The sequence below is a fragment of the Bradyrhizobium vignae genome (assembly GCF_900324035.1).
Lineage (GTDB): Bacteria > Pseudomonadota > Alphaproteobacteria > Rhizobiales > Xanthobacteraceae > Bradyrhizobium > Bradyrhizobium vignae.
Genome location: NZ_LS398110.1, coordinates 661,045 through 674,524, shown reverse-complemented (window position 1 = coordinate 674,524; position 13,480 = coordinate 661,045). Strand labels below are relative to the sequence as shown.

14 protein-coding genes are annotated in these 13,480 nt (G+C 64.4%); 7 read left to right on the top strand and 7 right to left on the bottom strand.

What is annotated here, in order from left to right:
* Nucleotides 1-131: 131 nt before the first annotated feature.
* From BRAD3257_RS03215 to BRAD3257_RS03200, 4 genes are all read left to right on the top strand, one after another.
* A complete protein-coding gene (locus BRAD3257_RS03215) occupies nucleotides 132-974 on the top strand; it encodes a cysteine rich repeat-containing protein (protein WP_122400628.1) in 843 nt (280 codons plus the stop codon).
* 85 nt (nucleotides 975-1,059) lie between these two features.
* Nucleotides 1,060-1,275 carry a hypothetical protein gene (locus BRAD3257_RS03210; RefSeq protein ID WP_122400627.1) on the top strand — a complete coding sequence of 72 codons (216 nt, stop codon included), beginning with the start codon at nucleotides 1,060-1,062 and terminating at the stop codon, nucleotides 1,273-1,275.
* A 190-nt stretch (nucleotides 1,276-1,465) separates the two neighbouring features.
* Nucleotides 1,466-2,605, top strand: coding sequence for an FAD-dependent monooxygenase (locus BRAD3257_RS03205; RefSeq protein WP_162500088.1), 1,140 nt, complete (start codon nucleotides 1,466-1,468; stop codon nucleotides 2,603-2,605).
* On the top strand, nucleotides 2,602-4,215 hold the full coding sequence (locus BRAD3257_RS03200) for a benzoate-CoA ligase family protein (protein WP_122400626.1): 1,614 nt from the start codon (nucleotides 2,602-2,604) through the stop codon (nucleotides 4,213-4,215). Before BRAD3257_RS03205 ends, BRAD3257_RS03200 begins: the two co-directional genes overlap by 4 nt.
* 269 nt (nucleotides 4,216-4,484) lie before the next feature.
* Here the strand turns inward: BRAD3257_RS03200 and BRAD3257_RS03195 are convergent, their stop codons facing one another.
* Both BRAD3257_RS03195 and maiA read right to left on the bottom strand, forming a co-directional pair.
* Nucleotides 4,485-4,997, bottom strand: a complete 513-nt coding sequence (locus BRAD3257_RS03195) for a MarR family winged helix-turn-helix transcriptional regulator (RefSeq protein ID WP_162500087.1) — start codon at nucleotides 4,995-4,997, stop codon at nucleotides 4,485-4,487.
* Complete coding sequence (maiA, locus tag BRAD3257_RS03190) at nucleotides 4,987-5,619, bottom strand: maleylacetoacetate isomerase (RefSeq protein WP_122400624.1); 633 nt, start codon at nucleotides 5,617-5,619, stop codon at nucleotides 4,987-4,989. The genes BRAD3257_RS03195 and maiA overlap by 11 nt, the downstream gene beginning before the upstream one ends.
* Nucleotides 5,620-5,797: 178 nt before the next feature.
* On the opposite strand from maiA, the gene gtdA reads away from it, so the two are divergent.
* Nucleotides 5,798-6,838, top strand: a complete 1,041-nt coding sequence (gene gtdA / locus BRAD3257_RS03185; RefSeq protein WP_122400623.1) for a gentisate 1,2-dioxygenase — start codon at nucleotides 5,798-5,800, stop codon at nucleotides 6,836-6,838.
* 40 nt (nucleotides 6,839-6,878) lie between these two features.
* Here the strand turns inward: gtdA and BRAD3257_RS03180 are convergent, their stop codons facing one another.
* The 5 genes from BRAD3257_RS03180 to BRAD3257_RS03160 form a co-directional block, all read right to left on the bottom strand.
* Nucleotides 6,879-7,868 (bottom strand): integrase core domain-containing protein, encoded by a 990-nt coding sequence (locus BRAD3257_RS03180; protein ID WP_160118747.1) that lies wholly within the window; start codon nucleotides 7,866-7,868, stop codon nucleotides 6,879-6,881.
* 69 nt (nucleotides 7,869-7,937) lie between these two features.
* Nucleotides 7,938-8,756, bottom strand: coding sequence for an ABC transporter permease (locus tag BRAD3257_RS03175; protein WP_122400621.1), 819 nt, complete (start codon nucleotides 8,754-8,756; stop codon nucleotides 7,938-7,940).
* A complete protein-coding gene (locus BRAD3257_RS03170) occupies nucleotides 8,749-9,522 on the bottom strand; it encodes an ABC transporter ATP-binding protein (protein ID WP_122400620.1) in 774 nt (257 codons plus the stop codon). The genes BRAD3257_RS03175 and BRAD3257_RS03170 overlap by 8 nt, the downstream gene beginning before the upstream one ends.
* Before the next feature lie 109 nt (nucleotides 9,523-9,631).
* Nucleotides 9,632-10,636: an ABC transporter substrate-binding protein gene (locus BRAD3257_RS03165; RefSeq protein ID WP_122400619.1), complete on the bottom strand. Its 1,005-nt coding sequence runs from the start codon at nucleotides 10,634-10,636 to the stop codon at nucleotides 9,632-9,634.
* 34 nt (nucleotides 10,637-10,670) lie between these two features.
* Nucleotides 10,671-12,035, bottom strand: a complete 1,365-nt coding sequence (locus BRAD3257_RS03160; protein WP_122400618.1) for an FAD-dependent oxidoreductase — start codon at nucleotides 12,033-12,035, stop codon at nucleotides 10,671-10,673.
* Between the two features lie 110 nt (nucleotides 12,036-12,145).
* Here BRAD3257_RS03160 and BRAD3257_RS03155 point away from each other — a divergent pair, with 110 nt between their 5' ends.
* The gene (locus BRAD3257_RS03155) at nucleotides 12,146-13,030 is read left to right on the top strand and encodes a LysR family transcriptional regulator (RefSeq protein WP_122400617.1); all 885 of its coding nucleotides are present in this window, start codon (nucleotides 12,146-12,148) and stop codon (nucleotides 13,028-13,030) included.
* 177 nt (nucleotides 13,031-13,207) lie between these two features.
* Entirely contained in the window at nucleotides 13,208-13,480 is a 273-nt protein-coding gene (locus tag BRAD3257_RS03150; RefSeq protein ID WP_122400616.1) for a hypothetical protein, read from the top strand.

Genomic DNA, 13,480 nt, shown 5'->3' with positions numbered 1-13,480 from the left:
TGCGGTCGCGGACAAAGCGGCCAATGATGCCATGCATCGCATGGCTCCCGACGATTGCAATCGCATCACTTTTTTTTAGAGCGCCGAACGGTCATTAGAGCGCTCCAGCTATAGGGCAGGAACTCATACCGATGTTCGGGAAATTGAAGCATGGCTCCACGCGCAGCGCATTGCTGGCAGCAGCAGTGCTGTTCGCAACTGCAACGGTCGCCGTCGCGCAAGCGCCGACCGAAGCCCAGAAGAGCGCTATCCGCTCGGCATGCCGGTCGGACTTCATGGCACGTTGTTCGAGCGTGACGCCGGGCGGCGCGGAAGCGTTTCAATGCCTGCAGAAGAACATGTCCAGCCTGTCATCGGGATGCCAGACCGCCGTTCGCGCGCTCGAGCCCCCAGCGGCACCGAAGGCTGAAGCCGCTCCGGCCGCGCCGAAGACTGAAGCTGCGCCGGCGGCCCCCGCCGCACCGAAGGCCCAGGCGGCGCCTAGCACGCCGCCCGCTGAACCGGCCAGGCCGGCCGCGCCAGCGGCGGCGGCAAAGGCTGCCCCCGCCAAGCAGCCGAGCAGCGCGCAGGTCGCCGCCATCAAGAGCGCCTGCCGGTCCGACTATCCAAAAGTCTGCGCGAGCGTGACGCCGGGCGGCGCGGCTGCGCTCGAATGCCTGGAGAAGAACAAGGCAAGAGTCTCACCCTCCTGCCAAGGCGCGCTGAGCGCGGCATCCGGTCCAGCGGCTACGGCGGCACCTGCAGGTGCGGCTCCCGCGACTGGGCCCGCCGCGGCGCCGGCCACGATCGTGCTGCGGCCATTGCTGCCGCGCGAGGAGCTGTTCATCGCCAGATCGGCCTGCGGCGCCGATATCCGCACGCTCTGCGCCGGCGTGGCGCCCGGCGGCGGCCGGATCATACAATGCATTTCCAATCGGGCGGCATCGCTCTCGCCGGCCTGCAGAGAGGTACTCGCACCTTTCGCCGCGAGATAAGACGAAGCGGACTATGCACCTCCGCAGCACTGAATTGCGGCGGGTGGAGACTCAGTTTCGATCACGACAAGACCGGGAGGACAACATGCGTTCATTGCTGCTCGTTGCTTCTGCTCTGTTCGCCTTCGCCGCAACCATGACGTTCGGGACCACCGATGCCAATGCGGTGGTGTGCGCCCGCGGCGTCTATCGCGCCGGCTGCGCCGGTCCGAACGCAGCCGTCGCGGTCCGCAAGCCGGTGCCCGCGGTCCGTTGCACCAGGGTGCTGGTGAACGGGGTCTATGTGAGGCGCTGCGTCTGACGCGCCCGGGTGGCCAATCCGGCCCGGTTTGGCTATGATTCGCATCTGACGTTTTCGGGCACCCGCAAACGTGGGCCTGAAGGCGAGCTATGGCGTGCCGGCCACGCCGATAATTCCGCTGGCGCCGGGCGCTGGAGCACATTAGTCTATCCCTAGATAGTAAGTATACTGTCAATTAGGGAGGCAGACGTTGCGGATCGCCGTGATCGGCGGGGGGCCCGGTGGGCTCTACTTCGCCTATCTCTGGAAGAAGCGCCACCCCGAGGATCAGGTCGACCTGTTCGAACAGAACCCGGCCGACGCGACCTGGGGCTTTGGCGTCGTGTTCTCTGACCAGGCCCTTGAGTTCCTGCGCGCCGACGACCCCGAGACGGTCGATGCGATCGCCCCGCATATGGAGAGCTGGGAGAACATCACGCTGAACCTGCACGGCGACAGCGTCGCCATCGACGGCGTCGGCTTCTCCTCGATCGGACGGCTCGAGCTCCTCAAGTTCCTGCAACAGCGCGCGCTCGACGCCGGCATCACGCCGCGGTTTGACACGCAGATTCAGGCCATCGACCAGCTCAATGGCCACGACCTGATCGTCGCCGCCGACGGGCTGAACTCGCTGGTGCGCCGGGCCTATGAGGGCGATTTCGGCACCTCATTGTCCTACTCCTCCAACAAGTTCGTCTGGTACGGCACCTCGAAACGTTTCGACACGCTGTCGCAGACCTTCGTGAAGACCGACCGCGGCACCTTCAACGCCCATCACTACCGCTATTCGCCGACCATGAGCACCTTCCTGGTCGAATGCGATCACGCGACATGGCAGGCCTATGGCTTCGCCTACAAGGACGTCGAGCAGTCCAAGGGCATCTGCGAGGAGGTGTTTGCCGACACGCTCGGCGGTCATTGCCTCGTCTCCAACAAATCAGTCTGGCGCAACTTTCCCTGGGTCTGGAACGAGCACTGGTCGTTCAAGAACATGGTGCTGCTCGGCGACGCGCTGCATTCCGCACATTTCTCGATCGGCTCGGGCACGCGGCTCGCGATCGAGGACGCCATCGCGCTGGTCAAGGCGCTGGAGTCGGATGTGCATCTTGCGACCGCGTTGCATCGCTATCAGGCTACGCGCAAGCCGATCGTGCAGAAGCTCGTCGATGCCGCGCGCACGAGTGCGTCCTGGTACGAACACTTCGCCGAACACATGAAGCTTCCCCTCATGGACTTTGCCTATAGCTATATCACCCGCTCCGGCCGCATCGACGATTCCCGGCTGCGCGCGATGTCGCCGGCCTTCATGGCCCGCTACGAGGCGGCCAAGAACGGCGGAGATGCGCCATGAGCAACGAGATCAGAGACCAGGTGCCCGCAGACAGCCCCGGCGCGCGCGAGATCGGCTTTGCCATTCCTGAGATTTACAATGCCAGCCGCGTGCTGTTCGACAATCTCGGCAAAGGCCGCGGCGACGAGCTCGCGCTGGTGGGTCCGGCAGGCACGCGGACCTATGGCGAGCTCTGCGGCGAAGCCTGCCGCTGGGGCAACGGTTTCGCCTCGCTTGGGCTGAAGCGCGGCGACCGCGTGCTCTTGTTCCTCGACGACACGCCGGCCTATCCGGCCGCGTTCTTCGGCGCCGTGCGTGCCGGCTTCGTGCCGCTCCTGATCAACACGCTGACGCCGCCGGATCTCCTCCAATTCTATCTTGCCGATTCCGGCGCGACTGTCGCGGTCGTCGAGTCCGAATTCTGCGCGCGCTTCAATGCAGAGGCCTGCAAGGACACGGGCCTGCGGACGCTGATCGTCACCAATGGCGGGGTGGGCGATCACGCGGCGCCGCGGGCAGCCGCCGCGGCAAGCTGGCTCGCGCAGTTCCCGACTGAGCTGGCGGAAGCGCCGACTCATCGCAACGAAATGGCGTTCTGGATGTACTCGTCCGGCTCGACCGGGCGCCCCAAGGGCATCGTGCATCTGCAGCACGACATGGCCTACAGCGAAGCCGCCTTTGCGCGGAACGTGCTGAGACTGACGCCCGATGACGTCTGCTTCTCGGTGCCGAAGATCTTCTTCGCCTACGGCTTCGGCAATTCCGTCACCTTCCCGTTCTCGGCCGGCGCCGCGACGCTGCTGCTGCCGGGCCAGCCGAAGCCTGCGTCGATCTTCGCGGCGATCGAGCAATACAAGCCGACGGTCTTCTTCGGCCTGCCGACGCTCTACACGTCGCTGACAAAAGCCGAAGGCGCGGACAAAACCGACTTCTCGTCGCTGCGACTGTCGCTCTCCGCCGCCGAGGTGCTCTCGGCCGAGGTCTTCAACGGCTGGAAGACACTCACCGGCCTCGAGATCGTCGAAGGTCTCGGCTCGACCGAGGTGCTGCACATCTATCTCTCCAACCGCCCCGAGCAGAAGAAGCTCGGTGCCGCCGGCTTGCGCGTGCCCGGCTACGAGGTCGCGCTGCGCGACACGGATGGAAACGAGGTCGGCGACAACGAGGAAGGCATCTTGTGGGTCCGCGGCGATTCCAACACGCCGCTGTACTGGAATCGGCCGGACAAATCGGCCGAAACCATTCGCAAGGGCGGCTGGATTTACACCGGCGACCGCTTCGTCCGCGATGCCGACGGCTTTCACTTCTTCCGCGGCCGCGCGGACGATCTCATCAAGATCTCCGGCCAGTGGGTCTATCCGCTCGAAGTCGAGCTCTGTCTCGCCGACCACCCCGACATCCGCGAATGCGCGGTGTTCGCCGCCGAGTTACCGGATCGTCGCATGACGCTGAAGGCGGTGGTGGTGATGAACGACCGCGCTGCCGATCAGGTCGAAGCGACGCGCAGGCTGCAGGATTACGTGAAGGGCAGGCTAATGCCCTACAAATACCCGCGCGAGGTGATTTTCATCGACGAGCTGCCGAAGACGGGCACGGGGAAGATCGACCGGCAGGCGTTGCTGCGGATGTGAGGGCGAGGACAGTCAGGAGCGCACTCGCGCCGCTACACAACCGCTGTCATCGCCCGCGCAGACGGGCGATCCAGTATTCCAGAGACGGCGCGGCTAGAATGGAGAAGCCGCGGCGTACTGGATTCCCCGCCTGCGCGGGGAATGACAGCGGAGTTAGAGCATGATCCCGAAAAGTGTGCTTTTCCGAAAAGATCATGCTCAAGCAATAACCTAAAGCGCGATGGTGATTCATCCTGATCCCATCGCGCTTTAGAGGCTGCAGCAGGGCCTCACCCGCCCTTCCCCAGATGTTCCAGAGCATCCTCGGCCCGCAGCGGGACGCGCGAGGCCTCGTTGTTGAGATCCACCAGTTGCGCCAAGAGCCCCATCAGCGTCTTGCGGTCTGCGGGCTTCAGCGGCTCCAGCATCCGCGCCTGGGCCCGCTCGACGGCGGGGATGATCTCGCGCAGGATCGCCGCGCCTGACTTCGTCAGATACAGCAGCTTGATCCGCTTGTCCTCGGGTGCCGGCTTGCGCTCGATAAAATCCTTGGCCAGCAGCCGCTCGATCACGCTGCCGAGCGTGGAGCGGTCGAAGGCGATCACGGCCGAGAGCCGCGTCGCGTCGATGCCAGGATGAGTATGGATCGCGACCAACGCGGCATATTGCACCGGCGTGAGATCGAACGCCTTGCACTCCTCCATGAAGATCGAGACCGCGATCTGCTGCATGCGCCGGAACAGGTAGCCCGGCGCGGCATAGACGGCGTCCATCGTGATCGGAGCGGCAGGCTTATTCGGCATCGGGCTGCTTCTCCGGTGCGGCATCGGCAAACGCCGGCAGCGCCTTGGCGGCGGCCTCGGCCTTGAGCAGGCGCGGATAGGCCGAGACATCGACGCCGAAGCGGCGGGCATTGGCGAGCTGCGGCACCAGGCAGAGGTCGGCGAGCGTCGGCGCATCGCCGAAGCAGAACGGGACCGGCTCGTCCTTGATCAGCGTCTCGCAAGCCGCAAGGCCCTCGCGATTGACCCAGGCGGCCCAGTCCTGGACCTTCTCCTCGGGCAGGCCGAGCTCGCGCAACCGCGCCAGCACTTTCAGGTTCTGCACCGGATGGGTGTCGCAAGCGATCGCGAGCGCGAACGCGCGCACCTTGGCGCGCCGCAGCGGATCTTTCGGCAGCAGCGGCGGATTAGGGTGAGTCTCGTCGAGCCACTCGATAATCGCGACCGATTGGGTCAGCACTGCACCTGCATCGTTCTCCAGGGCCGGCACCAGGCCCTGCGGGTTGATGGCAAGATAAGCGGGCGCACATTGCTCGCCCTTGCGAAGGTGATGCGGCAAATGCTCGGCGCCAAGTCCCTTCAGGTTCAGCGCGATCCGCACGCGGTAAGCGGCGCTGGAGCGGAAATAGCCGTGCAGCTTCATTGGAACCCCTCCCGTTTGTCATTCCGGGGCGATGCGTCAGCATAGAACCCGGAATCTCGAGATTCCGGGTTCACGCTTCGCGTGCCCCGGAATGACTGTCTTGTAGTTCACTCGTCGCATTGACGCTACCTAGATCGTAAGTATACTGTCAATTTAGAAAACGAACAGGAGGCGCGCCATGGAAGCCGTGACCAAGACGCCGGAACGCGAGGCGTTTTACAAGAAGATCGACGGCGAGAATCTCACCGCGCTCTGGACGGTGATGAGCGACCTGATCACGCCGGAGCCGAAGAGCGCGTGCCGCCCTCACCTCTGGAAGTTCGACGTCATCCGCGACTACATGACGGAGGCCGGCAAGCTGATCACCGCCAAGGAGGCCGAACGGCGCGTTCTGGTGCTGGAGAATCCCGGCCTGCGCGGGCAATCCAAGATCACAACCTCGCTCTATGCCGGCGTGCAGATGGTGGTGCCCGGCGACGTCGCGCCTGCGCACCGTCACAGCCAGTCGGCGCTGCGCTTCGTGCTCGAAGGCAAGGGGGCCCACACCGCCGTCGACGGCGAACGTACCGCGATGGAGCCCGGCGACTTCATCATCACGCCGTCGATGACCTGGCACGATCATTCCAACGAGACGAATGAGCCGATGTTCTGGCTGGATGGCCTCGATATTCCTTTGGTGCAGTTCTTCGACTGCTCCTTCGCGGAAGGTTCGAAAGAGGACCAGCAGAAAATTACAAAACCGGCCGGCGACAGCTTTGCCCGCTACGGCCACAACCTCTTGCCGGTCGACGTCAAGCGGAGCTCGAAGACATCGCCCATCTTCAGCTATCCCTACGCTTATACCCGAGAGGCCCTGGAGAAGGCCCGCGCGAGCCAGGAGTGGGACGCATGTCACGGACTGAAGCTGAAGTTCAGCAACCCCGAGACCGGCGACTTCGCGATGCCGACGATCGGCACGTTCATTCAATTGCTGCCGAAGGGTTTTGGCACCGCGCGCTATCGTTCGACCGATGCGACGGTGTTCTGCCCGATCGAGGGCAAGGGACGCAGCCGCATTGGCGACACCGTTTTCGAGTGGGGCCCGCGCGACCTGTTCGTCGTCCCGAGCTGGCACTGGGTGACGCACGAGGCGGATGAGGACGCCGTGCTATTCAGCTTCTCGGATCGGCCCGTGCAGCAGAAGCTGGATTTGTTCAGGGAAGATCGCGGGAACGCGTGAGGCACTGGGGCTAACCACCCCGTCATTGCCCTGTCGATGTTCAATAATTCGCTGATTGGATCGCGGTGGTCTTGGAAGCGGCGAAAGCCTTGGGAGTTTGTCCTGCCAAGGCCTGATGGGGTCTGTGGTTGTTGTAGTAGACGAGGTACTCGAACAGTTCATTGGCGAAGTGGTCCAGGTTGTCGAAGGTCGTACCCTCGATGACGTCGTCATCGAGGGTACGCCAGAAGCGTTCGACCTTGCCGTTGGTCTGCGGCCGATAGGGCCTGGTGTAGCGGTGCTTGATGCCGAGCTCGAGCAGCATGGCCTCGAATGGATGCTCGGCCGGCTTGGTGCGGGCGGCGAACTCGGCGCCGTTGTCGGACAGGATTTCCTGGAAGACGAGCCCATAGGTGACGTTGAGGGTGTTGATCATCTTCAGGGTCTTGAACATGACCGGCAGCGCCTTCTTGGATGTCAGGACCTCGGCCCAGGCCAGACGCGAGCAGCTGTCGATCAGGCTGATGATGTAGGCCGTGACCGGGGGTGGCGCGAGGAACATATCGCGCGGCAATTGATGCAGATCGACGTGGCCCAGCTCCCCGAGCTTGTCCTTGATAATACGGCGTTTCTCCTCGCGCATCGCCGGCGTGCGGCGGTTCAGGCGGTGGCGCTTCAGCACCCGGTAGATCGTGATCGGCGAAGGTACCGTGTCGCGCGTTTCGCGCAAGGCGGCATGAATCTCATAACGGTTCATCCCCCGCTTGCGATGGGCGACGATCTCAGCCTCGATCCCTTCCGGCTCGCGCCGTTCCCGCCACTTCGGGCCGCGCCGCCGCGGCAGCAGATCCGCGTCCTCGCCGCTCTGCAGATAGCGATTGTAATACTTGCGGAACGTCTGCGAGCAGGTCCCGTGGTGCCGGTAGAAGTCGCCGACCCGCTTGAACAGCGGCGATCGGCCAGCCTTCACCGCCTCATACTCCGAAATCAGAAAACGCCACTTCTGCAGATAGTTGCGTTCAACCGTTCGGTCATAGCTGTTGTCTCGCATCGGATCGTTCCTCCGCTGGAGCGATCCAATCAGCGAATTAGTGAACATGCACAGCAATGACGGACGTGGCTACCGCCAGTGCAACAGCCGCATCTCCAGCCAGCCGATCACCTTTCCCACCGCCAGCCCGAATACCGAAAGGATCACCACGCCGGCGAGCAGCTGATCGGTCTGCATCAGATTGCCGGCCTGCAGCACGAAGGCGCCGATGCCGTATTGCGCGCCGATCATCTCGGCGCTGACGACGAGCAGCAGGGCCACCGAAGCCGTAATGCGGAAGCCGGCGAGGATGCCGGGCAGCGCGCCCGGCCAGATCACCTTGCGCACGATGGTGACGAAGGGCACGTTGAAACTCTGCGCCATCCGGATCAGGTTGCGCGGCACCGCATCGACGCCGCTATAGACCGAGATCGCGGTCGAGAAGAACACCCCGAGCGCAATGGTCGCGATCTTCGGCTCTTCGCCGATCCCGAGCCAGAGGATCAACAGCGGCAGCAGCGCGATCTTCGGGATCGGAAATAGCGCCGAGATGAAAGTGATGCCGACGCTGCGCGCGAGCCGCGACAGGCCGATGGCAAAGCCGACGGCGACGCCGGCCGCTGTCCCAAGCAGCCAGCCGATGCCGATGCGCAAGAGCGAAGCGGACACATGCTGCCAGAGCGCGCCTGAGACCGCGAGCTGGTAGATCGCGCGCGCGATCGCCGAGGGCGCCGGCAGGAACAGCGGGTTGACGAGCTTGGTGCTGCCCGCCGCCTGCCATATCGCGATGACCAGCGCGAGCGCAATCCAGCCGCCGAAACGGCTCGAGGCAGGCACGAAGCCGGCGCCGCGGAAGTGGACGCGGCGCGTCGTCTCATCCTTCGCAGGCAGGCCGGCGCGATCAAGCATGCTGAACCTCGCGCTCGGCGTCGATGGCTTCGTTGCGGATCAGCGACCAGATCTGGTTCTGCAAGTCCAGCAGCTTTTCACGCGCAGTGATCTCGCCGCGCGCCGCCCGCGTCATCGGCACAGGCACGACTTCGCGGATGCGCCCCGGTCGCCGCGACAGCACAACGATGCGGTCGGCGAGCCGCGCGGCCTCTTCGAGATTATGGGTGACGTAGACCGCTCCCATGCCGCCATCGGCGAGCAGACGGACGAAATCCTCCATCAGGAGCTCGCGCGTCTGCGAATCCAGCGCCGACAGCGGCTCGTCCATCAGCAGGATGGCGGGCTTCACCGCAAGCGCGCGCGAGATGCCGACGCGCTGGCGCATGCCGCCGGACAGCTGCTTTGGATAAGTCTGGCGGAAATCGGTCAGGCCGGTGCGGCGCAGGGCGTCCTCGACCAGCGCGCGGCGCTGGGCTGCCGAGAGCTGGGTGTGCAGCAACGGAAATTCGACGTTCTCCTCCACAGTTGCCCAGGGCAGCAGCGCAAAATCCTGGAACACGAAGGTCAGCGGATTGAGGCTGTCCGCCGGCGGCGCGCCGCGCAGCTCGGGCGCGCCGGAGGTCGGCTGCAGCAGGCCGCCGAGAATCGACAGCAGCGTGCTCTTGCCGCAGCCGGAGGGCCCCACGATTGCCACCACCTCGCCCGCGCTAACGGTGAAAGAGATGTCGTCGAGCACGGCGAGATCGCCGAAGCGATGGGTGATGTGGCTGGCGATCAGGTCCATGCGGCACCTTCGATTCGCGCCGCGTCATCCCGAGGTGCGAGCATTGCGGTGCAAATGCACGGCGATGGGAGCCTCGAAGGATGACGGGTTTGGAATGGCGCTCGCCGCATCAATCCGCCTTCACATAGTCTTTGGCGATGATCCCGTTCGCGTCAAAACCCTTGTCCGCGAATCCCTGCTCCTGCAGCCATTTGATCTGGTTGTCGACGTTCTTCACATCCAGCTTGCCCTCGGGATCGATATAGGCGCAATTGCCGACGACCTGCTCGACCGGCAGATTGGTGTACTTGGCGATGATCTCCAGCAGCGGCTTTGTCTGCTCATTGATCGGCGCAACGCCGTCTTTCATCGCGGCGAGGATGACGTCGTGGTACTCGCGGTCGGCCTTCGTCAAAGCGCCGAGCAGCTTGGCCACCAGCGCCTTGTTGGTCAGCGTCTTCGGCGAGGCGAACACCGCCCCTAACTGCCACGGCGTCTCGTCGCCGACCCAGCCCAGAAACTTCGCGCCGCCCTCGTCCATCAGCTTTCGCGCAGTGGAGACGGGTAGAAGCGCGGCATCGACGGTTTCGCCTTTCAGCGCGGCGGCCGCATTCGACAGCGATTGCAGCGGCACGATCTTCACATCCGCGAGCTTGAAGCCGTATTTGTCGGCGAGCAGGCCGAGCGAATAGTGAAAGCTCGATCCGACCTGCGTGACCGCAACGCGCTTGCCCGCGAGATCCTTCGGCGTCTTCAAGCCCGCGGCGAAGGCATTGTTGCTGGCGAAATAGCCGATCAGGGGATAGCCGGGCTTCTCGCGGCTCATGCCGCCGATCACCTTCAGCACGCCCTTGCCGGCGAGATTGTAGAGGCCCGCAGTGAAGGCGGTGACGCCGAAATCAACGTCGCCGGAGGTGGTGGCCACCGCGATCGGCTGCGCCGCGTCGAAGAATTTCAGCTCGACCTCCAAGCCGACGTCGCGGAAGTAGCCCTTGTCCTGCGCGATGAAGACCGGCGCGGAGGATGACAGGCGGAGCACGCCGATCTTGGCCTTCAGCGCGTCCTCGGCCCGCGCGGTGCCGATCGCCATGATCGCCACCAGGCCTGCCAGCGCAAGCCGCACTATCCCGATCATCCCGTTCCCTCCACCGTCGTTGTCTTGCAGTCCGTTAAAGGCCTTCGGGCACAGCCTGATCTCGCCCGACGAAAGCGCCCTGTTGTTTCAACGTTTCCTGCAATTTTTCAACGGGGATGTCACGCGGGATCCTGTTTCCGGACAACGCCAGCGCCGCCGCGGAACCGGCGGCCTCACCCATCACGAAACAGGCACCGGAGACCCGCGCCGCCGACTGACCCTCATGGGTCATCGAGGCACAGCGGCCGGCGACCAGGAGATTGTCGACGCGGTCAGGCACCAGCATCCGGTAAGGCAGCTCGTTGTAGCCGCGGGATTCCGGGATCGGCGCGAAGGTGAAGACGACGTCGCCGGGAACATGGGCTTCGATCGGCCAGCCGTTGACGCCGATGGAATCCGCGAAAGAGGCGCAGCCGAGCACGTCCTCGCCGCTGAGCTGATAGCCGCCCTTGATGCGGCGGGTCTCGCGGATGCCGAGCTGCGGCGGCAGATCGACGATGTAGGATTTTTCAAAGCCCGGCACCGTGCGCAGGAATTCGAACGCGGCGAGCGCCTGCTTGCGGCCTTCGATTTCGCCGCGGGTGAGATCGTCGGGCTCAATACCGTTGATGGCGTGGCCGTCCTCGCGTGCGACTTGCGTGAAGTTCACCCGCCACTCGATGCCGGACTTTTGCGGCCGCACGATCGCGCTCTTGCGCGGGAATGCGTGGGTGCCGGCGGCCGCGGCCTTTTCCATCAATTGCGGAATGGTGCGCCAGGCCTCGCCGGCCTTTGCGGGATCGATGCCGTTGAGGCGGAGCATCATCGAGGGATAGAGCGGATGGCCGTGCGCGTCGCCGATTTCGAATGGCGCACCGGCCCAGACCGCGAGATCGCCGTCGCCGGAGCAGTCGATGAATATCTCCGCGCGCACGGCCTGCCGACCTGCCTTGGTCTCGACCAGCAACGCGTCGATGCGGCGCTCATCAGCCATGACGACGCCGGCGCCGAGCGCGTGGAAGAGGATATTCACCTTGTGGCTGGCGAGCAGCTCGTCGGCCGCGATCTTGTAGGCCGCGGTGTCGTAAGCTTGCGCGAAGACCTTGCCGAGGATCAGATGCGGCGCATTGAGGCCGTTGAGATGATCGATCCGCGCCAGCAGCTCCGACGCCATGCCCTGCACCAGCCGCCGGTGCTCACCATGGACGTTGCCGTGCAGGCCGCAAAAGTTGGTGACACCGGCTGCGGTGCCCATGCCGCCCAGAAAGCCGTAGCGTTCGATCAGTAAGGTCCGCCGTCCGGCCCGCGCCGCGGACGCCGCCGCCATGATGCCGGCCGGACCACCGCCGAGGACGACGACTTCATATTCGCCATAGAGCGGCACTCGTCGTGCCGGTTCTTCGATCATCGTGGCCCGCATGGCGCGTCCGCTCCCGGAATCTCTTGCTTGGGGCGACTATGAATTAACGCGAGCAAGCGTACAATCCACCAAAATACGCGATCAGCTTTCGCGAATCGAGAAAGATCGACATGGATATCCTGGTGAACCTTCAGGCCTTCCTCGCCACCGCGGATGCCACCGGCTTCTCTGCCGCCGCGCGAAAGCTCAACGTCTCGACGTCGGTGGTCGCCAAGCGCGTCACGCAGCTGGAGACACGAATCGGCACGCCGCTGTTTCACCGCTCGACCCGGCAATTGCGGCTCACCGAAGCCGGGCAGCGCTATGTGCATCGCGCGCGCGGCGTCGTGGCCGATGCGACCGATCTGCTCTCGCGCATGGGCGAGAAGGGCCACGATCTCGTCGATCACTTGCGCATCAAGGCGCCGACCTCGCTGACCGTGGCACGGCTCGCCGACGCCTTCAGCGCCTTCCAGACCCAGAATCCGCGACTGAAGCTCGAGATCGTGCTGATCGATCGTCCCGTCGATCCCGTCACCGAAGGTTTTGACATCGCCATCGGCGCCTTCCCGCATTCGTTCGGCGGTGTGATCGACGAGCCGCTGTGTCCGCTGAAGCGGCTGCTCTGCGCCTCGCCGGCTTACTTGAAGAAACATGGCACACCAAGACATCCGCGCGATCTGGTCGAGCATCGCTGCCTCAGCTTCATGCCGACCGGACCGGAATGGGTCTTCGACGGACCGCGCGGCCGCATCAGCATCCAGGTCAGCCCACTGCTGTCCTCCAACGAAGGACACGTGCTGGCACGCAGCGCGATCGCCGGCAACGGCATCGCACTGATCTCGCATTATCTCGTCGCGGATGCGTTGCGCGAGGGCAGGCTGAAGCCCGTGCTGCGCGACTTTCCGATTCCGGAACTGTGGGTGAAAGCTGCAATTCCCGAGCGGCGCCGCAACGCGGCCGCGGTGCAGGCGCTGCTGACGCTGCTGAAAACGTCACTGGCGCCGTCGCTGTGAGCAGCATCGGGTGGACAAAATGGCGATTGCCCTCAGACGACGGACCTGAGAGAAGAGCCGTCGCGCCCCACTGTCATCGCGATCCAGTATTCCAGAGGCGTCAAACGTGTACGGAGAGGCGGCGGCGTACTGGGCCGCCCGGTCAAGCCGGGCGACGACCAGCACCTTGGTTCACAGATGGATTCGACGCTTTTGAAATTCGCCCTGCCCGGCCTGGTCGTTCTCGCGATCTCAACCTGCCCCGCCGTGGCCGTGGAGCAGAACTGCCGCTTCATCCAGGCCAAGCCCGAGCGCGAAGCCTGCTACAAGCGGCAGGAGGACGAGCTCGCGGCGAAGCGCAAGCGGGCGCCAGCAATCGCCGAGAGCAACACGCTCGAAACGCTGCGCCAGATGCGGCAGGACGACGACGCGGTCCACCGCAGCATCAACAACATCTGCCGCGGCTGCTGA